Raw genomic sequence first — 23,664 nt, forward strand, 5'->3', positions numbered from 1 at the left:
GAGTTCTGCGCGTCGACCACTCACATGCGCAGCAGCCGCTCGGTGATCTCCCGGTACTGCCGTAGTGCGAGTCGCAGTTCCTCTGTCTCCGCTTTGGTGTCCTGGCCCTGCCAGCTCGCTCGCAGGACGCGCCGCCGTTCGGCGAGTGCCTCGGTGAGGTGGGTGGCGACTTCGTCGAAAGCGCTGTCTGCGTCCTCCACCGCCTGGCGTGGGCTCTCGACGAAGTTGTTGAGGGCCTGCTGGAGGCGGATGGCCACCTCGTCCCGTGCTCCCTGCGGGAGCAACTGCTGCTCCGAGCCCGGGGTGCGGGCGGGGCCTTCGGTGCTGATGGCCGGCTCGCGTGGTTGCCGAGCCGGTTCGGGGCGAGGTATGGGCGGGGCGGTCTGCGCAGCGGGAACCGGGTTCTTGGCCTGGGGCTGCTGTGCGTGTTCCGCGTTGTACGTCATCGCGTGCCACTGCCCTTCGTGTGGTGGCGGCCGGGCGTCCACGGTGCGTGGCCGCGGTCGTCACGGGACTTCTGACGGCGTCGGTCCGAGTCGGCCGGCTGTTCTGTGATCAGTGCGTCGAAGAGACCTCGGGCCTCGACCATGGCCTCCCGCATCTCTTCCGTGCCGCCCTGGCCACGCACCGCCGTGTGCACCCTGCGGTAGCCCTCGACATGGTCGACGTGGTGCACCGAGATCGCGGCCGCCTGCTCCTCGAACTGCTCGCCGTCGGGGAAGCCCCGGTCCTTTGCCAGCCGCGCCAACACTGCGTCGGCCTCGGTGACCGCCTGCTGAGGCGCGTCCACGAACTGCTCCTGGATTCCGGCCCACTGGGCCACGTACTGCTCGCGGGCCTCGTGCGGCAGCGGCTGCTCCTTGAGGGAACCGTGCCGCTTCACTCGCTCGTCGAGTTCCCGCTCTGCCGCCTTGGTGTCGCCGTCGTGGCGGGCGACGGCACGGTCGTACTCGGAGCCGAATCGTCGCTTCAACTCGCGGCCGCCACCGCCCCGGCCGAGTCCGGCGAAGAGGGCGGCGGCCACGACAATGACGGCCACGGTAATGATCACGGCGGTGAACATGGCCGCCCTCTCTGGCTCTCGGCTCGAAGGTCGCTCTGCTGCATTTCCATCAGCCCCTGTCGTTCGTGCCCCGTATCGGTGCCTGCCGGATGAGGCCCACGCGACGTGGCCACTCCCCGGGCGGTGGTGGTCAGCGCCTGAAGGCGTCCTTGGCCTTGGCGCCGGACTGCTTCAGGTTGCCCACGACTCGGTCGGTCTTCCCTTGCCTCTTCAGCCGCGTGTTGCGGGTGGCTCGGCCAATGCCTTCTGTGATCCAGCCCTTGAGTTCCTGTGCCTTGTTCCTGATCTTCTGTTCGAAGCTCATGACTGTCCTCTACTCGTCTATGGGGTGAGGCTTCCGCGTACCCGTCTGGGTGGGGCTCCCGCGTGTGACTGACGTACAACTCGCCATTCCCGCGGGTGGGGCGGCGGCCTGGTACGGATTACCCGCGGCTTCGGCCGTATCGACGCCCGCCACGACTGCTGCCCCGGCCGCGCATGGCGAACCCGGCGATCCAGACGACCAGCAGTACTCCCGCGACGTACCAAAGGATCTGCATAGTGAAGCCGAACCCGAACAGAGCCAGGATCAGCAGAAGAAGAATCCAGAGCAGCATGGCTGCGCCTCCACGCGGTCACAGGGACATGTCCTGCGTTCCGCGGGGGCTGGGCGAAGCGAAGGTGAAGGCTTTGCCCGGGGAATCCGGAGCACCACAGCCCTACGCCGTCGGTGTCAGTCAACGCCGGTCGGCGACCCCTGTCAACGGGCCAGTGTTACTGGGGAGTTGCGAAGTAGGGTTTGGGGCCTCGGGTGTGAAGGTCGCCTCGGGGCTTCCGTCGGCTCCTTGGCCGGTGGCAGGACGTGGTCCTCCCACCAGGACAGGCCCATCACCGTGCCCAGCAGGACGAAGGGGACTGCAGCCGGAACGATCAGCGCGTACATGTGTACCGCCAGTTGTCGGATACGTGCGACGCCGCGGGCAGCGGAAACGGTGCCCGCTTGGGGCGCATCGAGGCTGCGCCGGGATCGCGTAGCGACGGCGACTGCGGGGCGACCACGCTCGTGACGAGGCAGGTTCCGGCATCGATGCGCAAGGTGCGCCCCCGAGGGAGCGCGGTAACTGATCGACGCTGCCGGGGGCCCGGGCCGCACCACACAAGCTAGTTGTCGACGCGATCCCTGAACAGGCGTCAGGCGGCCATCTGACGCCCGGCAGGGCTGTCTTGCGGCGTACACGCAGGACTGGTCTGGCCGGAGAGTCCCCAGCCCCCGGATGCCATGACCTGTTCCGCTCCGAGGAGCTCGTGCAAAGAGGGTCGGTTTCTTCCCCGTCGCCCTTGGGCTCTCCACTTGGCTGGGGAGGCTGCGCAGAGGTCAATCCAACGGTCGGGAGCGCAGGGAAGCCCATCCCCGTCTGCCCGGCGCCGGGTGCACCGGCTGGACCGGTGCGGCGCCCAGGGGCACTCACAGGGTGCGCGCTGGTTTCGGGTAGCGGATGGGGGCACACTGAGAAGTGCTGAGGTCACAGGCCCGGGGTCATGCGCGACCAACGGTCGGCGAGCACGCCCCGAGCGGTCGGGCCTCCGGGAGGGATCCAGGATGATCCACGTGGGCGATATCCGAGAGTGGCGCAGCCACGATGTCATTGACCGCGACGGACACAAGATCGGCATGCTGGAAGCGATCTATGTGAACACCAGCACCGACGAGCCGGCCATGGCGACCGTTCAGACCGGTCTGCCCACCCGGCACCGCCTGGTCTTTGTACCGCTGGAGGGCGCGACTGTCGGACCCGGCTACGTCAAGGTCGCCCATGACAAGGCGCTGGTGAAGGAGTGCCCCTCGATCGGCACGGACGACATCCTGCCGGCCGAGGAGGAGGAAGCGATCTTCAAGCACTACGGCCTGACCTACCAGCCGGGCACCGGCGGCGAGCGCCAACTCGCCCGGCGCTGAGCGCCCGCTCCTACGAAGGAGGCATCTGTTCCTTGTCGTGCTCGTCGTGGCCGTAGTGCTGGGCATCATCGGCGTGGTCGTCGAGGGCATGCTCTATCTGCTCTCCATCGGCGTACTGCTCCTCGTGGCCGGTATGGCGTACCTCGCTATTCGCTCGGCATTGCGCTCACGCCAACGCCCGGCCCGCTGACGCGCAGGATCACCACGCTGTCCGCCGAGCGCCGGCCTCGCCGGATGCCGCCGGGTGGCCGCATGCTCCTGCGCCGGCGCGGCGGCAGGGTGGTCGTGCCGACGTGCGGCAGGGCGAAGGCCGGTCCGGATGCCGGGTCGTGCTGCCAGGAACGGATATGCGCGGGGGCCTGCGGAGACGTTTCCGAGTAACCAAACTGGCGACGCTCGTGCACGCGATGCTGGCGGCGTTCTCGGGGAAGATCCCGGACCGGATCGTCCAGATGCCAGCTGCCCGGGTGGAGTCGATGAGGGCCGGGACGGCCCAAAAACCGGGGAGGGTGCTCCCGACATCAGGCCGCACCAGCAGCTCCGCCCCCTGTCAGCGGTGCAGGGGCTGGAAGCGGCGCAGCCGCAGGCTGTTGGAGACGACGAAGATGGACGAGGAAGCCATGGCGGCTCCGGCGATCATCGGGTTGAGCATTCCGGGGACGGCCAGCGGCATCTTGTAAGCGAACGCCCGGAACAGATTGGCCTTGATCGTACGAAGGGTGCGGCGTGCCAGCTGGATCGCGTCGGCCGCGGCTCTCAAGTCGCCGCGTACCAGGGTGAGTTCGGAGGCGGCGATCGCCGCGCTGGTGCCCATCGCCAGACCGAGGTCGGCCTGGGCGAGGGCGGCTGCGTCGTTGACGCCGTCACCGACCATCGCCACCACTCGGCCCGCCTGCTGCAACGGCTGGACTTCGGCGAACTTGTCCTCGGGGTGGACTTCGGCGATGACCTGATCGACACCGACCTGAGCAGTGACCGCCCGGGCCAGCGCCGTGTTGTCGCCGGTCAGCAGGAGGGGGTGAGCCCGGGCCGCTTGAGGTCGGCGACCGCCTCGGCACTGGTCGCCTTGACGGTGTCGCGGACCACCAGCGCCCGCGGACCTGTCCATCCCAGGCGACGAAGACCACTGTGCGGCCCTCGGCTTCGGCCGCGTCGCGGGCCCGGGCCAGTTCTGCCGCGCGGCGGCCTACGGTTCGGCGGACCGCTCCCGTGCGGTCAGCGCGTTGAGTGTCATGGCGGTGAGCCGGGCCTCCAGCGCGGCTTGGTCGGGGATGACGGCGGCGCGGAAGGTGCGTGCGGACAGCATCGACATGAGCCACCAGGCGGGTGCGGTCGGCGAGCAGGCCGGGACAGCAGACTCGTATCGGCGGTACGGGCACGGAACGCCGACGCGGTGCGCGCGCTGCTGGAAGAGGGCGCGGATCCCGACACGGCCGGTGAGGACGGACTCCCGGTGCTGTGCGCGGCCGTGACGGCGTACGACGAAGCGGTCGCCGAGGCGCTGGTGGAGGGCGGCGCGGACCAGGACCAGCAGCTGCCGGACGGGACGACACCGCTGCTGCGGGCGCCCCCGGCCGGGCGCATCGGGACGACGGCGGTGACGCGGTCGTCCACGGCGGGGGCAACGATGGAGGACCAGCCGCCGAAGCCGGCACCTGTGACGCCGACCCCGTGCGGGCGTACCGGAAGGGTTGTCGTCGCGGTGTCGATCATGAAGCCGGACCCGATCGCCTCCTCGCCCGACGCCACGGCTACACGTACCGCCACCTGGGTGGTACGGCGTCCTGAGCCGTTGGTCTGGGATGCGAGATGGTTCCCCCCGTTGGATGGTGGAGTCATGAACCATCACCACCACCAGTCCCAGCGGACGATCGAGATCGACACCCGGCTCGTCACGACCGGTGCCGTGCTCACCGCAGCCGGAGCCATGGTGGCGTGCGCCGGCATGGCCATGGCGGCCTTCGCCGTGTTCACGGCAGGTCGGCGCATGATTCGCGACATGGACGTGCCCCCGGCCCAGCAGGCGGCCATGAAGTGGCGGCAGGCCAAGGAGGCGTCCCTAGCAGGCATGCGGGCGTGGCAGACCGCATCCGACGCCCAGAACGGGTCGCTCGCCCGCTAGGTCCGGCGAAGCTGCTCCGCCCGCCGGGTCCCGGGCCCGGTGCAGGTGGAGCGATGCCTTCTGTCGGGGACTACGCGCCGACCCGGCGGTAGGCCTGGTCGGGTTACCCGGCCCAGATGCCACCTGGTGCTCGCCGAGCCCGGACAGTCCGTGCCGCAGAGCGGGAGGCAACCACTGCTGGCGGCGGGCGCGCGCGACGCAGTGGAACGATCCCGGGCCAGGAGCGCCGGATCGACTGGCTGGTGGATCCCGGCGACCCGGCGCCCGACGAGCTGGAGATCTGTCAGCCGGACCGGGACGCCCTCGGCTTCGCGCTGGTGTCCCCTGGCAGACTGGCCGTCGCCTACGAACATGTTCGTTGCGAACATGTTCGGTTAGGCTGTGGCTGTGACGCCTCAGACCCCGAAACCCCGTAGCCGCCGTGAACGGCCCGCCAAGCCCGCCCTGACCTACGACGGGATCATCGCGACCGCTGTCCAGCTGATGCAGACCGAGGGCCTGCAGCGAGTGACCATGCGTCGCCTGGCCCAGGAGCTCGACACCGGCCCGGCCTCCCTGTACGTGTATGTCCGCAACACCGCCGAGCTGCACGCGGCAATCCTCGAGGAGCTGCTGGGCGAGGTGGACCTGCGCCAGGCCAAGGCCGCCCGCGACTGGCGAGCGCGACTCGTGTCCGTCCTCACCTCGTACACGGTGGTGCTGTTCGAGCACCCCACCCTGGCCCAGTCGGCGCTGGTGGCCCGCCCGTCGGGCAAGAACTACCTCGCGCTGGTCGAAGCACTGCTGGCACTGCTGAATGAGGGCGGGGTCCCGGACGCGCAGGCGGCGTGGGGTGTGGACGTACTGCTGCAGGTGGCCACCGCGACCGCGGCCGAGCAGTCCACCCGCGACCGCGCCGTCGACGCCCAGGACGAGCACGACGCGCTCACCGCGGCGCTTCTGGGCGCCTCTGCCACGACGCACCCGCGCATCGCCGCGCTCGGCAGCGAGTTGCTCTCCGGATCCCCCGAGGCGCGCCTGGAATGGATCTTCCGCATGCTCATCAACGGCGCGCTGCACACCCCCAGAACCGACGACTGAATCGACGGTCCGTGCGGCCGGGCGGATGCCGCCCGCCCGCACAACGTCCCTGTGTCCCCACCGCATCGAAGGTGTTTTCCATGTCCGTGCACCACCCCATTGCCATCATCGGCGCCGGTCTCGGCGGTCTGACTCTGGCCCGCGTACTGCATGTCAACGGCTTGAAGGCAGCCGTTTACGACCTCGACGCGTCCCGCCACGCCCGCACCCAGGGCGGCATGCTCGACATCCATGAGGAGTCCGGCCAGGCCGCCCTGCACGCCGCCGGCCTCCACAAGGAGTTCCTCGAGCTCGTCCTCCCCGGTGGGCAGGCCGTACGGGTCCTCGACAAGCACGCCACCGTCCACCTCGACCAACCCGACGAGGGCGACGGCACCCGCCCCGAGACCGACCGCGGCCGGCTGCGCGACCTCCTGCTCGACTCGTTGCCCGAGGGCACCGTCCGCTGGGGCGCCAAAGCCACCGCGATACGTACCCTCGAAGCCCCCCGCCACGAGGTGACCCTCGCCGACGGCACCACTTTCACCACCGACCTGCTGGTTGGGGCCGACGGAGCCTGGTCGAAGGTGCGCCCGCTGGTCTCCGACGCTCGCCCCGCCTACACCGGCGTCTCCATCGTCGAGGCGGATCTGCTGGACGCCGATGCCCGCCACCCGCGGAGCGCGGCCGTCGCCGGCAGCGGCATGCTCTTCGCGCTCGGTGAGGGCAAGGGCTTCCTCACCCACTGCGAACCTGACGGAACCCTGCAGGTCTACACCGCGCTCAAGGCTCCCGAGACCTGGGTGTCCACCATCGACTTCACCGACACAGCCGCCGCCAAGCAGGCCGTACTGGAGCACTTCGCCGACTGGGACGACAGCCTCAAGGCACTGGTCGCCGACGCCGACACCACGCTGGTCCCGCGTCCGATCCACACCCTGCCGGTCGGCCACCGCTGGAACCGTGTCCCCGGCGTCACCCTGCTCGGCGACGCCGCCCACCTGATGTCACCGTTCGCCGGCGAGGGCGCCAACCTCGCCATGCAGGACGGCGCCGAACTCGGACAGGCCCTTGCCGCGCACCCCGGCGACACAGAGGCCGCACTCGCCGGCTACGAGAAGGCGATGTTCCCGCGCAGCGAAGCCGCTGCGGCCGGCTCAGCTGCCGGCCTCACCTTCTGCTTCGCCGAGGACGCGCCCAAGGGCCTGCTCGCCATGTTCGCCTCCCACCACCAGCAGACGGGCTGACCTGACCAGCACCCCAGGGAGACCACCACCCAGGATGTCCGGGCACCACGACCCGATGTCCATCAGAGCGAAGCAAGCGGAACAGGTCGAGGTTGTAGCGGACGTGGGGGCCACCGAAGTAGCCGCGGACGATGTGGGGCCGGAGCCGGCGGCGGTGGGAGGCGAGGTCAGGCTGCGGTCTCCTCGCCCGCTGGACAGGGCCCGGCCCGGGCGATGAGCAGGGCTACATCGTCGTGATCTCCCGGGTGGCGCAGGGAGTGCAGAAGCAGGTCGCAGGTGTCGTCCAGCGAGCGATCGGGGTCGTCGAGGAATTCGAGGAGGGCGTCCAGGCGTGCGTCGATGGCCTGGTCGCGGGTCTCGACCAGGCCATCGGTGTAGAGGACGAGTTGGTCGCCCGGCACGAAGTCGAGGCAGGTCGCGTGGAAGGCCACTCCACAGCCGCCAAGCGGTGCACCGGTGGGCAGGTCCAGAAGTTCGCGCTTGCCGTCCGGATGGAGGAGGACGGGCGGCAGGTGCCCGGCGAGGGAGACGTGGCACTGCGCGCTGTGCGGGTCGTAGATGGCGTAGACGCAGGTGGCGATCGTGTCCTGCTCCAGGTCCTCGGTGATGTGGTCGAGGTGCTGGAGGACTTGGGCGGGGTCGAGGTCGAGGCCGGCCAGGGTGCGGGTGGCGGTGCGGAGCTGGCCCATGCTGGCGGCGGCGCCGACGCCGCTGCCCATGACGTCTCCGACGACGAGGGCGGTCTTGTCGCCGCCGAGCGCGATGACGTCGAACCAGTCGCCGCCGATCTCGCTGGCTGCCTGGGCGGGCTGGTACCGGGAGGCGACAGCCAGCCCAGGCCGTTGCGGTGGCGGGTGGGGCAGCAGGCTGCGCTGGAGGGTGAGAACGGTGCGGCGTTGTTCCTGGACGGCACGGTGCCGCTCGGTGACGTCCACGCTGGAGGTCACCACCCCCAGCACCTTCCCGTTGGGCGCTTCGAGCCGGTGGAAAGAGATCGACCAGGCATGCTCGTTGTCGGGGTCGGCTGGGGTGCGGCCGACGGTGTACTGGTCCGAGACTGGGGTGCCAGTGGCCAAAACCTTGCGCATCGTCGCTTCGAAGGACTCGTCCAAGAAGGGCAGCACCTCATGGACGTGCCGGCCCACATGCTCGGCGGCAGGTACGCCGTTCATCCGTTCCTCCGCCGGGTTGACCGAGACGTACCGAAGGTCGGTGTCCAGTACACCCAGTCCGATCGGCGACTGCGACACCAGTCGGGCGGACAGTGCCAGGTCCCGTTCGACCTGCCGTAGCGTTGCCTGATCCGTAGCCAGGCCCAGGGCGTAGTAGTCCCCCTGGTCGTCCTGCAGCCTCATGTTGCGGAACTCCACCTGCCGCGCGCTGCCGTCCTTGTGTCGGACGGGGAAGACGCCGGCCCACCTGCCGCCCTCTTCCATGACCTGGGCGAACACGTCCAGTACGACCTCCAGGTGCTCCTCCGGGACCAGCAGGCGGCCCGCATACTGGCCGACTGCCTCCTCGGCGCTGTAGCCGAACAGGTCCTCGGCCTGAGGGCTCCAGAGATCGATCCTGCCTTCGGCATCGAGTAGGACGGCGGCGACGCCCAGCACGTCCAGCAGACCACCTGACGCGGCGGAGGCGGCCCCAGTTCGTCCCAGGTCGTCCCCGAAGGATCCGGTTGGACTCATCCCAGGCACCCCTTCCGCCCGCCGCCGCAACGTGCTGCCTGCCGCGGCTCGGGCCCGCGCCTTGTCGCCCTTCGCTCCGGGCTACTCCATCGTCTCCCCGCACCCGCCGGCCACGCACCCCCCGGCCTCGGCTTCCCGGGCTACCCGATGCGCGAGCAGATGCGTGGCTCCCGAGCCGACTCAGGCGCGGCAGGGATCGTTGCCCATGCGGCTGACCTGGGAAGATGCCTCGCGGCTCCACTCTCGGGCGAAGAGGGCTGGGTCGTTTTCATCGGTAGGGCACTCCGCTGCGCGCGGGTGTGGCCATGCCCGACTGGCATCTGCATGGACCTTCGAAGCGCGATCGGGAGCCACTAGCAGTACCGCCGCTGACCTGCGTAAACGCCCAAGATCTGAGCAGAGGGCAACGGTCGTAGGGATCACCAAAGGACTCGTAATCCGTCGGCCGTGGGTTCGAGTCCCACCCGCCTCACCGGGCGCCGCAGGTGCAGAAACGATCTGGCCTGCGGGCTGTGTCGGCTGGGGCGGTGGCGATATCAAGGCAACGGGACGCGGGAACCGGGCCACCGGGCGGGCGCGTCCTCATGATCCGGGACGGGTCGGCCGTCCGTCGGCTGTGCCATGTCCGCGCTGCTGACCTGCTTCAGCCGCGTAAATCTTCTGAGGAGACCGCCTGTGAACGAGAGACAGATCGAGTTTCACGCCTCGTGCGGCCACCTCATGTCCGTGCCGCCTGGGCAGAGCGGCACAGACGTGCGGTGCCCGCACTGCCACCAGGTCGTCCGCGTGCCGCAGCCGGACGTGCCGTACGCCGCCCCGGTGGTCCCGTCGGCGGGTCCGCCCGAGGCGGCGGCGCTCAAACCCCTCTACCTGGTCGCCCTGTTGGGCGGCCTGACGGCCGCGGCGGTCATCTACCTCGTGATGTTCAACGACCTGTCGGAAAGCTTGCTCATCGACATCACGCCGTTCTGGTTCTTCCCCATCGTCTTCGGCCTCTACGGCTTCACGTCCCAACGCCTGATCGGCTATCTCGCGCAAGGCCGGGCGAGGACGCTGGCCGAGGCGGCCCGGGTGTTCATCGACGTCGCCGGGCACTGGGCCGCCCTGGTGATGTTCCCCTTCCTGGTGCTGAAGTGGCGCAGCTCCCTGCTGGTTTCGCTCACCGCGGCCTTGTTCTGGGCCGTGCTGCTGTGGCTCTTCTTCGCCGCGGTCTTCCCGGCGCTGTGAGGACCGCGACGACGCCCCGCTCACCGGGGCCCCATCCGCCCCACCTCCGTCGATGCGTCGGGCTCACGAGACCGCTTCCTCGTACTGCCCGAGAAAGTCGAACTCTCCGTCGACGGTACGGAACAGGAACATGGCGTCGCTGTTGTAGTCCTTGCCCGTGGTGTACTCGATCGTCCGGCTGATGCCGCGGTAGTCGACCTCGTGCATGCGGCGCACGATCGCGCCCCGTTCCGCCAGGGGAGAGCCATTTCTCGTACAGACCGCGGCCAGGAACAGCACGGCGTCGTACGCCTCCGCCGCGTACCAGCCGGGGCGCTCGTCGAACCGTGCGCGGTACGCCGCAGTGAAGGAGCGGGCCGTCGGCGTGGACGTCGGATCGATGAAGGTGGTGGCGAACACCCAGTCCTCGGCGGCGGCGCCCGCGGACTTCAGGAACCGCGTGCCGAAGGCCCGTTGGGTCGCGACCCGGGCTCCGGTGAACCGGGCCTTGCGCAGCGCGGACGCGAAGGCGGCCGCGCGTTCCTGGCTTCCGCTGAACACGACCGCGTCCGCGCGATCCGCCATGACCTTGCCGGCGAGCGCGGCGGAGTCGAGCGTCCCGGCGGTGACACTGGTCACGGTCGCCTCCCTCCGCTCCTGTCGCAGCACCCGTTGGAGCTGGTCGCAGAGGGCCCAGGCGAAGTCGCCCTCGGCCTGGTCGTCCACGAGGAACACCTTGCGTGCGTCGACGGAGCGGGTGAGATAGGCGATGCACGGGGCGGCGAGCAGCTGATCGGTGGGCCGTAGCGCCGCATGCGAGCGGAGAGTGGACGCGCTGTCCTGTCTGACCTGTGGCGCGACCCCCACCGAAACCGAGAGGACCGGCATCACGGCCTTGGAGTAGATCTCCTCCACGGCGAGGAAACAAGCGTCGGTGGTGGGACCCAGAACGCCGAGGACACCCTCGTCCGCCGTCAGCCGCTGGGCCAGGTCCCGGGCGCGTTCGGGCTCGCCCCCGTCGTCGTACGGGCGCAGCTTCAGCCGCAGCGGGCGGCTCCTCTCGGCGTTGACCCGCTCGACGGCCAGCCGGGCGCCGTTGAGCTGCGCGCGCCCGTAGTCCCTCGCGGCGCCGGACAGATCCCCCTGGAAGGCCACGACGAGTTCAGGCCGCGAGGCCGAGGATGCCGAGGAGGCCGAGGCGCCGCCGCCCGTCTTCCTGCCGCCACGGGTGCTCCACCACCAGGCTCCGCCGCCGGCCGCCACTGCTCCGGACGTGAAGCCGATGCGCAGGAAACCACGGCGGCCCACAACGGGTGCGCGGGACTCCGGATCGACCAGGGACGTCACCGTCGCGGCTGCCGGTGACACCGTGCCGGCCGGTGTGGGCACCCGGGTCGGCTCGATCGCCACCATGCCGAGCACAGCCGCGGACCGGTCGGCGATCAGCCGCGTGACCGGCTCGGGAAGCCACCGCTCCCGGTCGTCGGGGGCGATCTCGTCCAGCGCCTCGCGGACCTGGGCGGCGGTCGGCCGCCGTGCCGGATGCTTGTCCAGGCACGCTCGTACGAGCGGCTCCAGCGCGTCCGGCAGCCCGGGCAGGTCCGCCTCCTCGTGGACTGTGCGGAGCAGCATGCCGGCGGCCGCACCGCCGCCGAACGGCCGTACGCCCGTGGCGGCAAAGGCCAGGAGACAGCCCAGCGAGAAGACGTCGCTGGGCGGGCCGATCTCGCCGGCGCGCGCCTGCGCCTGCTCGGGCGACAGGAATCCGGGCGAGCCGACGATCACGCCGCTGGACGTGAGCGCCGTACCCTCCGGCGTCCGTGCGATGCCGAAGTCGATCAGCCGTGGCCCGTCCGGGGCCAGCAGCACGTTGCCCGGCTTCACATCGCGGTGCACCAGTCCCGCCCGGTGGACCGCCTCCAGCGCCTCGGCGAGCCGGAGCCCCAGGACACTCACCGTGGCGGCGGACAACCGCCCTTGAGCCTCCAGCACTTCGGAGAGCGAAGGCCCCGGTACGAACGCGGTCGCAGCAGCGCGGTCAGCAGTTCCTCGGCCAGCTCTCGACGATCTGGCCGACCGGCAGCTCGTCGTCGAGGCCGTCGTGGAGAACACCGACGCGAAGACCGAGATCTTCGCCGCCCTGGACAAGATCGTCGAGGATCCGGACGCGATTCTGACCAGCAACACCTCGTCCATCCCGATCATGCGCCTGGGCATGGCAACGCACCGCGCCGACCGGGTCCTGGGGCTGCACTTCTTCAACCCGGTACCCGTCCTGCCGCTCGTCGAGGTCGTCGGATCCCTCCACACCGCGCCGGAGACCGTCTCGGCCGTCGAGGAGTTCGCCCGCGACACCCTCGGGAAGACCACGATCCGCTCCCAGGACCGGGCCGGTTTCGTCGTCAACGCCCTGCTGGTCCCGTACCTCCTCTCCGCGATCCGCATGGCCGAGTCCGGCTTCGCCACCGCCGCCGACGTGGACGCGGGTATGGAACGTGGCTGCGCTCACCCGATGGGCCCGCTCAAGCTCGCCGACCTGATCGGCCTTGACACCGTCGCGGCCATCGCGGAGTCGTTGTACGACGAGTTCAAGGAACCCCTCTACGCTCCGCCCCCGCTGCTGCAGCGGATGGTGGAGGCGGGCCTGCTCGGACGCAAGACGGGCCGAGGGTTCCACACATACGACCGGGGCTGAGGGGCCCGGGTTCGCCGCCGGGGCTCAGGGGCCCGCGGCTGCTGTGGAGCGGGGCGCGGAGCAGTCGACCGAGCTGCTCCGCGCCCCGTCGCACTTCCCTCCCGCCCGGCAGTCCTCGGTGGGGGCCCGTCGAGGTGCACGACGTTGTCGGCGCAGGTGTCGACGAGTCCGGGTCACCCGGCGCCGGTGACGATGCGGATGGCTTCGGCGGGTGCCAGGGCCGGGAGGACGCCCCGAAGGTACTCGATGCCGGTGAGGGGGCCTGGATGTGGTGGAGCAGCAGACGGGTGATGTCCGCCTGCCGCTCCGTGATCTCTTCATGCATGGATGTCAGCCCTGGTGACGAGCGCCTGAGCCAGGTCAGTAGGCGACGAGCCCGCTGCTGTATCGATCGAACTGCAGGTGGAACTTGGTGCCGTCCTTGACGTCGGTGGCCGCCAGTCCCCAGGTGCCGCCGGCGATCCAGCGGTATGCGTTGCAGTAGTAGCTGCCACTCGAGGTCGCGAAGCAGGTCCTCACATTGGTGCCGCTGCTGGGCTTCACGTTGATGTCGGCGCAGTTGGACGTGGCGTAGGCCCACCCGGAAGGGAAGGCGGGCCACTGGTTGTAGGAGTCCGTGGCGTAGCTCTTGGCGCTGCCGTAGCAGGACTGGGCTGTGGCGGGCGCAGCGGTGGCTGACGCAGTTGTTGCGGCAGCCAGTCCGCCGGCCATCAAAACGGCGGCGGTCAGCACTCTTATGGTGTGTGAGCGGATGCGCATGTTTCCCCCTGACTTCTGCGCGCCGGTCCCGGCGCACTGGGAAGCTACATAGACGCCTGGGCGCCCGGGCAGGGTGATTCCGGACAAAACTCACGTGACGCCCGTGCTGACCGGGGTGGGTGGGACCGGCGCCGCCTCGGGACGCGCCGGCCCGTCATCGCTTCCTGATGCGTACTGATCAAGGTCGGCGGCGAACCGGTACTTTCAGGTGGCTCTATTCGCGAGTTTTGGCAGTACCAGGTTCTTGCCGACGCGGCACCGGGATGCTCTTGGTGATAGTGGCCATCACGCCATGTTGTAGGGGGAGTTGTATGCGTCGATCCGGCGTGTCCGCCGACGTGGCGTGGCGCAGGCGGTCAGGTGCTGTCGGTCTGGCAGGCGGGGCAGAGCTCGTAATGGCCATCGCTCACCACGCTTCCCCAGCCGCGGCACTCGTCGCAGTCGCGAGCCAGGGCGATGTTCGCGCGGGGGGCAGGAGCGTAGGGGTGGGCTCCAGAGTTCATCAGGTCATGTTCCTCGGGTAGAGGGCAATGCATGGCAAAACTATGACAGACATCGCATAAATATTCAAACCGGCTCGGAGTGGGCGTCGACGGGGCAGTGTCTGAGCGCTTCATTTGGCGCTGGGGGCAGCGCCTGGCGTCGCGACCTGGGTGTCGTTCGAGTGGCCCGTATAGCAGGTCGGCGGGCTGTGCCGGAGGTATGCCTCCCGCTCGGCTAAGGCACCAGCTCCGACATCACGGCAAGCGGCAGCGACGGGTTCGCAGCTGCCGCTTCCACCACTCGCCAATCGTCGTCGGCGAGCAGTTCGACCATGACCGGCGGCGGCAGGGCCGGGTGGCCGGCGGCTATGAGCCTTGCCTGCTTGTCCGCCAGGCAGGCGAGCAGCGACGGGGCTGTCGCATTGCGGTGCCGGGCGACCTCGCGGAACGCCTTTTGCACGGGCGGTTCGTGCCGGGCCAGGTCCTCCAGCAGTGCCGACGACGCGTCCGGGTTGGCCGCCACCTTGGCGACGACCCGGACTCCGTGCCGGTCGACCATGTCGCGCAGCTGGGCTTCGGAGAGGCCCGGGTGTGGCGCGATGGACTTGACCACCTTTGCATCGGGGTCGGCGGCCAGCGCGTCGCGGATCTCGGCCGGCAGATTGCGCCGTTCGGCCAGGAGCATTCGCATGGCCGGATTCGGCGACTTGGCCAGCTGCATGGCCTCGGCTGGAGAGGCGGCGGCGATCCGCGGCAGCAGGGTCGAGCCGATCTTGGTAGTGCCGACCAAGTAGGTGAGCACGTCGAGCGGCACGTGTGGGTTGTGTGCGAGCCTGCGCTGCACGTCGTGGCCACGGTCGCCGGCCAGCGTGCGGATCAGAGCGTCGTCGATCGCGGGATTCTCGGCGAGGTCGGCGCGGACACCTGGAGTGGCATCTGCGGCGAGCCGTCCGCACACCTCCGAGGGCAGGTCGGGGCGGGCGGCGAGCGCACAGCGCAACAGCATTGAAGGATGGTCGACGAAGCCGACGACGGCAGTGGTGGGTGTGGCCGGGTTCCGCAGTGCCGCCTGCTGCATGTCGTGCAGGGTGGACTCGTGGGAGCCGTCGCAGGAGGCGCCCGGCAGCAGGTCGCAGTCGAGCCGCGGGCATTGCGGATCGTGCACGAACGGCGTCTCTTCGCGGTCGCAGACCAGGCACCGCTGGGCGGGCGGCAGCCCCTCGCCGGTGATCAGGGCCGCCAGTACGGCCGGGGGCGTCGCCTCGTTGGCCGCCACCGCGCGACGGACCTCGGCATGCGGATGCCGCGCAAGCCGGGCGGCCATATCCGGCGTCGTCCACAACGCGAGCTCCGCGACGACCCGTACGTCCGAGTCGGCGGCGAGCGTCTGCGCCACATCGGGCGGGAGGTCGGAGCAGGCGGCCAGCTTCTCCCGGCGCTCGACGACTGGATCTGCCGCGAAGAGGCGTGCCGACTCCGGGCTGCCGGCACGCTCGTCGAGCAAGGCGAGCGCCGCGTGCGGCTGTGCCACTGGATCGACGTCGGCAGCGGTCAGTCGCCCCTCGTACGCAAGCCGCACAGCGGTCTCCTCAACGCGCGAGGCCAGCGCAACCGCCTGCCCATGGCTGAGGTCCGCGCGATCAGCGAGGTCCGCAGCGATGTCGGCGTCCGCGACCGCGATCAGCCGGTCGACCAGCTCGGACGGCAGGGCCGCATTGGCGGCGAGCCCGCACAGGACATGGTTCACAGGGGCATCCTGTCCGGATCCTGGCCGAATGGCTCGTGGATTTCGCCGTCGTCGCTACGGAGAGACAACTCCCCTATCAACTCGTTGAGTTGCGGGTCGTCGGGATGGCGTCCGGCGTACAGGTACAGTGTGGCCACGCAGTCGCCGGCGGCCTTCTCCCAGTCGGCGTACAACTTGTGGGCGGCCTCGTCGAGGAAGACGAAGCGGGCGAAGTTGCGCTCTCGGTGGGGCCTGGCCTGGAAGTCGGTGAAGACGGCGGAGCCGAGCCGGTTGGCGGCCAGGATGTCCATGCGCCGCCCCAGGACCATCGCGGGGACGGCGAGGGCGTCCAGAGCCCGGTACAGGACGGGGCGGACCCGCTGCGGGCTGAGCGGCCGCTTACGGCGGGCACGGGCAGCGGTGGGCTGCGCGAGGTCGAAGAGGTGGGCGCGTTCGGTGTCGTCCAGCTGCAGGGCGCGGGCAACGGCCTCCAGGACGGTTTCGGAGACGTTCTGGGTGCGGAGTCAACGCCGGGCCACGTCTGCTGTCAACCGACCATGAGGCCAGGTGAGTTCTGGGTTTGAGGCGAGTCGGCGGGGGCGCTGTCCCCAACCTTGGAGCAGGACTACGCTGTTCAGTGAGGCCCCAGTCCCCGGCAGCGATGTCCAGTTCCGCTCCGGGAGGGTCTGCCATGTTCGTCCTGCTTCTCATTCTCGTCGTGGCCCTGCTCGGCCTCGGCCTGCTCAACCCCATCTGGTGGATGGCCGCGGCCGCGCTCATCTTCGGCCTCGTGCACTACGGCCGGGGTGGTGCCGGGGGTTGGGGCCGTGGCGGCGACTCCGAGTACCGGGAGTATCGGGATCACCGTGATCGTCAGGACCGCTGGGACCGGCGCTACAGTCGGCAGCGCCGAGGCCGCTGGGATCGCCAGGACCGCCGGGACCACGATCGTCACAGGTGAGAACGCCAAACTCAGGCCCCAGTGGGCCTGCCCGGAGATCTCCGGGCAGGCCGCCACTGTTGCGGTGCTCGCGAATGCCGTCCACGAGCATGCATCAGCCCCTCGGCCGGGGGCACCCGGAAGCTCAGGACGCGCACCGCACGCCCACACTGAGGGAGGGATCGTGACGTCGTCTCACGCACACGGTCGGGGCTGGTCCTCGAGATTCACGGCCCGTCGCTCCGCGGAGAAGCAGACGTTGACCGCCGCAGGGCGGGCTGGCTTCGTCGCCCGAGGCGTCGTGTACGTCCTCATCGGCGCGCTGGCCGTCAGGATCGCGCTGGGGAGCGGTGGCGAGGAGGCGGATCGACAGGGCGCGCTCCGTCAGGTCGGGGAGCAGCCCTTCGGGAGGGTGATGCTGTGGGCGCTTGTCGTCGGCTTCGGCGGCATGGCGCTCTGGCGGGGCGCCTGCGCGGTACTGGCCAGGGGGCGGCGGCGGAAGGCCGCCTCCCGGCTGTTGGACGGTGGCCGGGCGCTCTTCTACGCCGCGGTCTGCTGGGCGACTGCCGCGTTTGCCGCCGGGAGCGGCCAGGGCTCCAGCGGCGATGCGAAGTCGCAGGACTGGACGGCATCGGCGCTGGAACTGCCGTACGGACGTGTGCTGGTGGGTGCCGCGGGCTGCGTCCTGACCGGCATCGGCGCGGTACTCGCCGTACGGGCGGCGCTGCGGCGCTTCCTGCGGCAGCTGGACACCGGCGCCATGAGCCGCCGCACGCGGCAGGTCGTGACCGGGCTGGGTGTGGGCGGGGGCGCGGCGCGCGGCGCCGTGTTCGCCGCGGCCGGGATCTTCATCCTCGTGGCGGCCGTCCGCTTCGACCCGCACGAGGCCAAGGGCGTGGACGCGACGCTTCGCAGCTTCGCGCACACCCCGATGGGGCCGTGGCTCCTGGTCGCCGTCGCGGTCGGACTGATTCTCTTCGGCGTCTTCTCCTTCGCCTCGGCGCGCTGGCGCCGTCTGTGACCGTTCACCGGCGGCGGCGGTCGAAGTGGGACCGGGCGACCCTGGTCAGGGGCTCAGGCCGGTGAGGGGTTCGGTCCCGTCGATGAAGGCGCGGGCGAGGTCGGACAGGCGGCGGTTGTGTGCGCGGGCGTAACCGCGCAGTGCGGTGAAGGCCTGTTCCATGTCGATGCCCTGGCGTTCGGCGAGTTTGCCTTTGGCCTGCTCGATCAGTACCCGGCTGTTCAGCGCGGTCTGCAACTGTTCGTTGAGAACGGTGCTGCGGTGGGTGGAACGTTGTTGCAGCAGGCTGATGGTGGCGACGTCGGCCAGGGCCTGGGCGATGGGTGTGCCGACCGGGTCGAAGGGGCCGGGATGGGTGCGGAAGAGGTTGAGGGCGCCGACGACCTCGTCCCGCAGCCGCATCGGCAGGGCTTGGACTGCCGCGAACCCGCTGTGCTGGGCCCGCGCGACGAAGCGCGGCCAGCGATCGGCCTCTGTGCGCAGGTCGGGGACTGTTACGGGCGCGCCGGTGCGGAAGCATTCCAGGCAGGGGCCTTCGTCGTTCTGGAGCTGAAAGAGCTCGAGCAGGCGTACTTGTTCGTCGGAAGCAGCCATCACCCGCAGTTCGCCTTCCCGGTCGGCGAGCAGAACGCCGGCCGCGCCGGCGCCGAGCATGCCGACGCACCGGTCGGTCAGCAGGCGCAGGAAGTCCATCAGGTCGAAGTCGGCGACCAGGTTGTCGGCGAGTTCGACGAAGGTTTTGGCGAGGAGCTGCTGATTCATTGTGGACACCCTCTGTCGAGACTGGTCTAGGCATCGTCGTCAGCTGGATCTGGATCTGTGTTCGGGGAGAAGCGGATGCGGCGGGCGACCACGTCTGCGGACACCTCGGCGAGTCTGCGCCCTTGCGCATAGGCGTAGGCACGGAGCCGGACGAAGGCTTCTTCGATACCGACGCCGAGTTGGACCGTGAGCATGCCGACGGCCTGATCGATCTCGGCCCGGTACGCGCTCAGGTCCTCCTGGCGCATGTCCAGCAGCATTGCGCCGGTCGGCGCGCCCGTCACGTCGATCTGCGCATCGAGCAGGATCAGAGTCGCGATATCCGCGAAAGCCAACGCATCGGCGAGCTCCTCCGCGTTCAACCGGACCGGCACGCGGGAGTACAGGTCCAGAACTCCGGGACTGATCGCCCCCATGTGCAGGGGGAGCGCGAAGACGGCGAGCGCTCCTGCTTTCAGGGCCGCATCGGCGAACACGGGCCAGCGGCCCTGAAGTTCACCGGTCCGAAGATCCGGCGTCAAGACGGCCGAGCCGTGCGTGAAGGCATCCACGCAGGGCCCCACGCCCAGTGTGAGCTGAAGCTCTTCCAGTTGCTCGCTGATGTCGTCGGTGCTGCACAACGGATGGCTGGCTGCGGTCCGGGACATCGCGGACACCCCGGCTCCGCCGACCGGCAGTGCGGCCACCGCCGCCGTACACACATCCACCACGCCGACCCGGGCACCACGCAGGGCCGCCTGTTCGGCCACCAGCACCCGGATCCGGGCCGACCGGCTTCGAGGTATCACCCCGGCCACTGAGTCCGGGCATGACCATCGCGGTTCCGCGGCCGCCTCTGCCGGGACCGGGCGGCCATCACAGCACACCGCCCGCGAGGGCAGACGCGATCGGAGCCGGCTGACGCGGCAAGGTCGGAGCGGACGGGGCGAGGAACAGGAAACCGGTGTCGGTGAGATCGACGAGCCGAGCCACCAGCGGCGGCGGGTTGTGCAGTTGGAGGGCCCCACCGGCTGCCATCGTCTGGTGTGACGCGTGGAGGAAGGCGTTGAGGCCGCTGCAGTCGCAGAAGGTGACAGCGGTGAGGTCGATGTCGATGGTGCGGATGCCGTCGCGCAGGCACTTGTCCAGCGATTCGCGCACCAAAGGCACTGTATCCAGGTCGATTTCACCGGCCAGGGTGATCAGCGCCCGTTTCCTTCTGTCGTGACGGTAGACGTTCAGTTGCGGGAGGGGCATGACGCCTCGGTTCGGAAGACCATCCGGGCAGCGGGTGCGGTGGTGACCCACCCAGCTCTCTCCAGGTGATGCGGCGGGTGACCGGACTGAGGGTTCGCTCGTCGCAGCCCTCGTGTTGAGCAACCACAGGCCGCCGGGGTCCGGGACGTCCACACGTCAGCATAGTCCTCGGCCCGGTCCGACAGGCGGCCGGAAGCCGCCCATTCTCAGGGCCTGGACGGCGCCGAACAGTCGTCGTCGGGCGGTATCTCGAGCAAAGGGTCCTGCTTCCGGGCGTGAAGGTGCGACGGCGCGGCCTCAGGCGGCCCCATGGCCGCCTTCGGAATCCCAGACCGTCTCCCGGGTCGAGTCCCAGTCGGCCTCGGCCGCGATCCGGAAGAGCTCCGCCTCCTGGATCAAGCCGCTCGCTGTGAGACTGTGCAACGGGTCAGTGGCTGTGGTCATCAACCGGGCAGCTGTGGCGGGGCTGGTCTCGGGTGGGATCACCAGCAGGTCCCAGCGGCCGGCGGTGTAGGAGAGCAGCAGCAGTTTGTGCGGGTCCTGTTCGGCCTTGAACCAGCCCACATGGACGATGTGCCCGTGTACGGAAACCTTGCGCGGGATGACAGGCCAGAACGTGGGGTTCACCGTGACGCGGGTGATCCGCCCCCACAGCGGGTCCAGTACGGCTGTGAGCGCGGGAAGTTCCACCGTCAGGTCGCGGGAGCGGGGCCACCACGCACCGTCGAGAAGAGCCGGCGAGGTACCAGCCGGCGCCAGTATGAGTCGCAGCGGCAACGAAGAAGACAACGAAGAAGAGGCCCGGTCATCGACCGCGGGCGTATGCAGAATGGTCGCGGTCATGACGCGGACCCTGCCCCGGGCCGGTCATGGGCCGGCCCGGTGTCGTGATTCGCCGAGAACGACACGAGCTTGGTGGCTGGTGTGCGAAGTGTTCTCGGTAACTCCAGGGTACTCCCGGGCAGTGCCCATCGGGTCGGCCGTCGGGCAGTGGTTTGGGCTACGCCGTCGGGCATGGCTTGAGCGTCGACACGGATGGGCGCGCCCCCACGGGGGCGCGCCCACGGTCATGTCCGACGAATCAGAAGGACGAGACCTTGAGGAGGCGCTCCTTGGTGGCGTCGCCGTCCTGGGAGGGCCAGGTCCAGTCGTCGCTGCCGGCAGCCTGCAACGCCGCCTTGACTTCCTGGGGCGACGCGTTGGGGTGGGTGGCTCGGTACAGAGCTGCGCCGCCCGCGACGTGAGGTGCTGCCATCGACGTGCCGGACAGCGTGGCGTAGCCGCCGTTTCTGAAGGTGGAGAGGATGCACACACCCGGCGCGATCAGGTCGACGTCGGCGCCGTAGTTGGAGAAGTCGGCGAAGGTGTCGTCCTGGTCGCTGCGGCACGTGGGCCGGCCGAGGCCGCCGGGCTTGCCGTCGAAGTCGGCCAGGGCGCTGACGGTGATCACTTCGTCGTACGCGGCGGGGGTGATGTTCTTGGCGTCGGCGTGGTCGTTGGCCGCCGCGACGGTGTAGGTGACGCCCTTGGCGACCGAATCGCAGATCGCCCGGTGCTCGGCATCGCCGTTGGTCATGCCGCAGTTGCCGTCGTCGGTGCCCTCGCCGCCAAGACTCATGTTGGCGACTTCGATCTGGTCGGCGTGCTCGGTGACGTAGTCGATGCCGCAGATGACGTCCGACGTGCTGCCGATGCCGAGGGCATTGAGCACCTGCACCGGCCAGATCCGGGCGCCCGGTGCCATCCCGACCACTCCGGTGCCGTTGTCCAGGGCGCCGATGATTCCGGCGACATGGGTGCCGTGACCGTGCAGGTCCTCGGGGGCCAGCAGGGGCATCGTGCAGTTCTTGCCGCCGGCCCGGTACACGTTCAGGTCCGGGTGGTTCAGATTGACTCCGGTGTCGATGACCGCGACGTCTGCATTGACCCGGGTGTCCTTGCCGTCGATGGCAGCGGTGGAGCTCAGGTCGGCCTTCGACCGTCGCACACCGGTCGGGACCGTCTGGGCGGTGGCGTGTACCCACCGGTCGGGCTGCACCGAAAGCTGCGGGTCGTCGGCGAGCGTGGCCGCGGCGTTCGGGGTCATGGATGCCGCATAACCGTGGAGGGCGTAGCGGTAGACGTGGTGCACCACCGCACCCATGGTGGCGGCCTGCTCGACAGCCTCGTCCACAGCCGCATCCATTTCGGTGTCCCCGCGGGTGGCTGTGTCATTGAGAGTCACGATGTACCGGCCGGGGATCTGGCCGGAGTGAGCAGACTCCTGGGCCGCGGTAGAGGTCGGTGAAGCAGTCAGCAGGGCAAGAGCAAGGAGGGCGGCGCCGAAAAATTTGGGCATCCCGGACCTTTCGTGAGGGCGGTGAGGGGGCGAGCCAACCCGGCACTTCCGGGGCATTTACCCCGGAATATTCGGTTCGCTATCGCGCCCACAGCTAGCAGGTTTGCGGCGGTGTGACAGCCCGACATACGGTGACCAGGGGATTCTCTGACCCTCTGTCAACCATGTAGCCCTGCCCTGCCCTGCCCGGCCCTCGCCGTCGCGCCTCACCCCTCGGCCGGCATCGACGCCCGGTCCTGCGGGTCCGAGCCGGTGCGGCTGCTCAGGCTCATGAGCCGCCCGTAGGTGCTGGGGCAAAGGTGGTCTGACGGTGTTTTCGGACTTTCGTCCAATCGGTCTGGCATTTGCTATGAAGCGGCGCTCCATGGCTTGTAAATGCTGGCCAATACTGCCTACCTTGTCGCATATGCAGTCCTACACAATCGGTCAGGCGGCGCGTCTGCTGGGCGTCAGCGCCGACACCGCGCGCCGCTGGGCCGACGCCGGCCGGGTCGCGACCCATCGCGACGAGAGCGGCCGCCGCCTCATCGACGGCCGTGATCTGGCCGCTTTCTCGGTGGAGGTCGCCCAGGGCAGCACGGGCGAGGAGGAGGTCTCCTACACCTCCGCCCGCAACGCCTTTCCCGGCATCGTCACCGCCGTCAAGCTCGGTGATGTCGCGGCGCAGGTCGAGATTCAGGCGGGTCCGCACCGGCTGGTCTCCCTGCTGACCCGGGAGGCCGTCGAAGAGCTGGGACTGGAAGTCGGCATGCAGGCCACCGCCCGCGTGAAGTCGACCAGCGTGCACATCGACCGCACCTGAGCAGCGGACACACGCCTTCGTTCGCAGCCGCGGCACCCGCGCCCCCGTCGCGCTCGCCCTGCCCGCGCTCCTCGCGATCATCGCGCCGGAGGCGGTCGCCGTACACCGCGACAAGCCCACCGGCAGCCCGCGCACTCGGCAGGCGGCCGCCGAACCGGGCCTCGCCGACGGGACTTCCGTATGGACCAGTGCCAAGGCGACGGAAACGGTCATTGTGACGCTGTGAACCGACAGCGTCCGGCCGTTCCAAAGAAAACTCACCAGTAACTGACTCGACGTCAAATTACTTACGGGTCCGTAATGTTCGGCATTCCGGTACGGCCGAGGTGTACGGCCCTGTGTCGATAGTCGACAAGGGGACACAGTGACGTGAGCTGCGCACTCCCGCTCCACTCAGGAAACCGGCCAACTCTGAACAAGAGGCGAGCTGCCTTTTCCATTTTCTTGCAAGGCTCCGAATGGTCACCGATCCGGAACTCTTGTTCCACGGCTGTGAGTTGTGTAAGGGTGAGCTTCCTCCCGTCCGAACAAGGTGATTTTTGTTCACTCGTTCGAAAAGGCTGCGGTATAGACCAAGCGACC

Annotated in this window: 25 protein-coding genes and 3 pseudogenes; 11 read left to right on the forward strand and 17 right to left on the reverse strand. The window is 69.4% G+C overall.

Going from position 1 to position 23,664, the window contains the following annotated elements; translation table 11 throughout:
- Positions 1 to 20 precede the first annotated feature (20 nt).
- From OG729_RS26995 to OG729_RS27010, 4 genes are all read right to left on the reverse strand, one after another.
- The gene (locus tag OG729_RS26995; RefSeq protein ID WP_405808399.1) at positions 21 to 446 is read right to left on the reverse strand and encodes a hypothetical protein; all 426 of its coding nucleotides are present in this window, start codon (positions 444 to 446) and stop codon (positions 21 to 23) included.
- Positions 443 to 1,063, reverse strand: coding sequence for a hypothetical protein (locus OG729_RS27000; protein ID WP_360879653.1), 621 nt, complete (start codon positions 1,061 to 1,063; stop codon positions 443 to 445). Before OG729_RS27000 ends, OG729_RS26995 begins: the two co-directional genes overlap by 4 nt.
- Positions 1,064 to 1,193: 130 nt before the next feature.
- Positions 1,194 to 1,367: a CsbD family protein gene (locus tag OG729_RS27005; protein WP_175256302.1), complete on the reverse strand. Its 174-nt coding sequence runs from the start codon at positions 1,365 to 1,367 to the stop codon at positions 1,194 to 1,196.
- 118 nt (positions 1,368 to 1,485) lie between these two features.
- On the reverse strand, positions 1,486 to 1,659 hold the full coding sequence (locus OG729_RS27010) for a hydrophobic protein (RefSeq protein WP_405808400.1): 174 nt from the start codon (positions 1,657 to 1,659) through the stop codon (positions 1,486 to 1,488).
- Between the two features lie 983 nt (positions 1,660 to 2,642).
- On the opposite strand from OG729_RS27010, the gene OG729_RS27015 reads away from it, so the two are divergent.
- Together OG729_RS27015 and OG729_RS27020 are read left to right on the forward strand one after the other, a co-directional pair.
- Entirely contained in the window at positions 2,643 to 2,999 is a 357-nt protein-coding gene (locus OG729_RS27015) for a PRC-barrel domain-containing protein (protein ID WP_360879648.1), read from the forward strand.
- Between the two features lie 46 nt (positions 3,000 to 3,045).
- Entirely contained in the window at positions 3,046 to 3,189 is a 144-nt protein-coding gene (locus OG729_RS27020; RefSeq protein ID WP_405808401.1) for a hypothetical protein, read from the forward strand.
- 360 nt (positions 3,190 to 3,549) lie between these two features.
- Here the strand turns inward: OG729_RS27020 and OG729_RS27025 are convergent.
- Positions 3,550 to 4,174, reverse strand: a pseudogene (locus tag OG729_RS27025) (HAD-IC family P-type ATPase); the annotation flags it as partial.
- A gap of 11 nt (positions 4,175 to 4,185) precedes the next feature.
- The gene (locus OG729_RS27030) at positions 4,186 to 4,311 is read right to left on the reverse strand and encodes a hypothetical protein (RefSeq protein ID WP_360884305.1); all 126 of its coding nucleotides are present in this window, start codon (positions 4,309 to 4,311) and stop codon (positions 4,186 to 4,188) included.
- 81 nt (positions 4,312 to 4,392) lie between these two features.
- On the opposite strand from OG729_RS27030, the gene OG729_RS27035 reads away from it, so the two are divergent.
- The 3 genes from OG729_RS27035 to OG729_RS27045 all read left to right on the forward strand — a co-directional run bounded on the left by OG729_RS27035 (position 4,393) and on the right by OG729_RS27045 (position 7,427).
- Positions 4,393 to 5,121 carry a hypothetical protein gene (locus OG729_RS27035; RefSeq protein ID WP_360884308.1) on the forward strand — a complete coding sequence of 243 codons (729 nt, stop codon included), beginning with the start codon at positions 4,393 to 4,395 and terminating at the stop codon, positions 5,119 to 5,121.
- Between the two features lie 387 nt (positions 5,122 to 5,508).
- Positions 5,509 to 6,201, forward strand: a complete 693-nt coding sequence (locus tag OG729_RS27040; protein ID WP_405808402.1) for a TetR/AcrR family transcriptional regulator — start codon at positions 5,509 to 5,511, stop codon at positions 6,199 to 6,201.
- An 80-nt stretch (positions 6,202 to 6,281) separates the two neighbouring features.
- Positions 6,282 to 7,427: an NAD(P)/FAD-dependent oxidoreductase gene (locus OG729_RS27045; protein WP_360884315.1), complete on the forward strand. Its 1,146-nt coding sequence runs from the start codon at positions 6,282 to 6,284 to the stop codon at positions 7,425 to 7,427.
- Positions 7,428 to 7,594: 167 nt separating this feature from the next.
- Here OG729_RS27045 and OG729_RS27050 read toward each other — a convergent pair whose 3' ends face one another.
- On the reverse strand, positions 7,595 to 9,115 hold the full coding sequence (locus OG729_RS27050; protein WP_360884317.1) for a SpoIIE family protein phosphatase: 1,521 nt from the start codon (positions 9,113 to 9,115) through the stop codon (positions 7,595 to 7,597).
- A gap of 675 nt (positions 9,116 to 9,790) precedes the next feature.
- Between OG729_RS27050 and OG729_RS27055 the strand changes: the two genes are divergently transcribed.
- The gene (locus OG729_RS27055) at positions 9,791 to 10,342 is read left to right on the forward strand and encodes a hypothetical protein (protein ID WP_405808403.1); all 552 of its coding nucleotides are present in this window, start codon (positions 9,791 to 9,793) and stop codon (positions 10,340 to 10,342) included.
- A gap of 63 nt (positions 10,343 to 10,405) precedes the next feature.
- On the opposite strand, the gene OG729_RS27060 is transcribed toward OG729_RS27055, so the two are convergent.
- The gene (locus OG729_RS27060) at positions 10,406 to 12,313 is read right to left on the reverse strand and encodes a bifunctional serine/threonine-protein kinase/ABC transporter substrate-binding protein (protein ID WP_405808404.1); all 1,908 of its coding nucleotides are present in this window, start codon (positions 12,311 to 12,313) and stop codon (positions 10,406 to 10,408) included.
- A gap of 64 nt (positions 12,314 to 12,377) precedes the next feature.
- Here OG729_RS27060 and OG729_RS27065 point away from each other — a divergent pair.
- A pseudogene (locus tag OG729_RS27065) lies at positions 12,378 to 13,016 on the forward strand (3-hydroxybutyryl-CoA dehydrogenase); the annotation flags it as partial.
- A 360-nt stretch (positions 13,017 to 13,376) separates the two neighbouring features.
- Here OG729_RS27065 and OG729_RS27070 read toward each other — a convergent pair.
- From OG729_RS27070 to OG729_RS27085, 4 genes are all read right to left on the reverse strand, one after another.
- Positions 13,377 to 13,775, reverse strand: coding sequence for a hypothetical protein (locus OG729_RS27070; protein ID WP_405808405.1), 399 nt, complete (start codon positions 13,773 to 13,775; stop codon positions 13,377 to 13,379).
- A gap of 356 nt (positions 13,776 to 14,131) precedes the next feature.
- Positions 14,132 to 14,278, reverse strand: coding sequence for a hypothetical protein (locus tag OG729_RS27075; protein WP_360884340.1), 147 nt, complete (start codon positions 14,276 to 14,278; stop codon positions 14,132 to 14,134).
- Between the two features lie 214 nt (positions 14,279 to 14,492).
- Positions 14,493 to 16,004, reverse strand: coding sequence for a hypothetical protein (locus OG729_RS27080; RefSeq protein WP_405808406.1), 1,512 nt, complete (start codon positions 16,002 to 16,004; stop codon positions 14,493 to 14,495).
- The gene (locus OG729_RS27085; RefSeq protein WP_405811303.1) at positions 16,001 to 16,477 is read right to left on the reverse strand and encodes a hypothetical protein; all 477 of its coding nucleotides are present in this window, start codon (positions 16,475 to 16,477) and stop codon (positions 16,001 to 16,003) included. Before OG729_RS27085 ends, OG729_RS27080 begins: the two co-directional genes overlap by 4 nt.
- A gap of 197 nt (positions 16,478 to 16,674) precedes the next feature.
- Between OG729_RS27085 and OG729_RS27090 the strand changes: the two genes are divergently transcribed.
- Together OG729_RS27090 and OG729_RS27095 are read left to right on the forward strand one after the other, a co-directional pair.
- A complete protein-coding gene (locus OG729_RS27090; RefSeq protein ID WP_360884343.1) occupies positions 16,675 to 16,944 on the forward strand; it encodes a hypothetical protein in 270 nt (89 codons plus the stop codon).
- A gap of 163 nt (positions 16,945 to 17,107) precedes the next feature.
- On the forward strand, positions 17,108 to 17,944 hold the full coding sequence (locus OG729_RS27095) for a DUF1206 domain-containing protein (RefSeq protein ID WP_405808408.1): 837 nt from the start codon (positions 17,108 to 17,110) through the stop codon (positions 17,942 to 17,944).
- Between the two features lie 45 nt (positions 17,945 to 17,989).
- Here OG729_RS27095 and OG729_RS27100 read toward each other — a convergent pair whose 3' ends face one another.
- From OG729_RS27100 to OG729_RS27120, 5 genes are all read right to left on the reverse strand, one after another.
- Positions 17,990 to 18,706: a GAF and ANTAR domain-containing protein gene (locus OG729_RS27100; RefSeq protein WP_405808410.1), complete on the reverse strand. Its 717-nt coding sequence runs from the start codon at positions 18,704 to 18,706 to the stop codon at positions 17,990 to 17,992.
- A 26-nt stretch (positions 18,707 to 18,732) separates the two neighbouring features.
- On the reverse strand, positions 18,733 to 19,392 hold the full coding sequence (locus OG729_RS27105; protein ID WP_405808412.1) for an ANTAR domain-containing protein: 660 nt from the start codon (positions 19,390 to 19,392) through the stop codon (positions 18,733 to 18,735).
- 169 nt (positions 19,393 to 19,561) lie between these two features.
- On the reverse strand, positions 19,562 to 19,993 hold the full coding sequence (locus OG729_RS27110) for an STAS domain-containing protein (RefSeq protein WP_405808414.1): 432 nt from the start codon (positions 19,991 to 19,993) through the stop codon (positions 19,562 to 19,564).
- A gap of 246 nt (positions 19,994 to 20,239) precedes the next feature.
- Positions 20,240 to 20,785, reverse strand: a complete 546-nt coding sequence (locus OG729_RS27115) for a DUF5994 family protein (RefSeq protein ID WP_405808416.1) — start codon at positions 20,783 to 20,785, stop codon at positions 20,240 to 20,242.
- A 238-nt stretch (positions 20,786 to 21,023) separates the two neighbouring features.
- Complete coding sequence (locus tag OG729_RS27120) at positions 21,024 to 22,337, reverse strand: S8 family peptidase (protein WP_405808418.1); 1,314 nt, start codon at positions 22,335 to 22,337, stop codon at positions 21,024 to 21,026.
- A gap of 349 nt (positions 22,338 to 22,686) precedes the next feature.
- Here OG729_RS27120 and OG729_RS27125 point away from each other — a divergent pair, with 349 nt between their 5' ends.
- Together OG729_RS27125 and OG729_RS27130 are read left to right on the forward strand one after the other, a co-directional pair.
- Positions 22,687 to 23,082: a molybdopterin-binding protein gene (locus OG729_RS27125; protein ID WP_405808420.1), complete on the forward strand. Its 396-nt coding sequence runs from the start codon at positions 22,687 to 22,689 to the stop codon at positions 23,080 to 23,082.
- Positions 23,083 to 23,125: 43 nt separating this feature from the next.
- Positions 23,126 to 23,308, forward strand: a pseudogene (locus tag OG729_RS27130) (hypothetical protein); the annotation flags it as partial.
- Between the last annotated feature and the right edge of the window lie 356 nt (positions 23,309 to 23,664).

The organism is Streptomyces sp. NBC_00210 (assembly GCF_045160975.1).
In the GTDB taxonomy this organism is placed as follows: domain Bacteria; phylum Actinomycetota; class Actinomycetes; order Streptomycetales; family Streptomycetaceae; genus Streptomyces.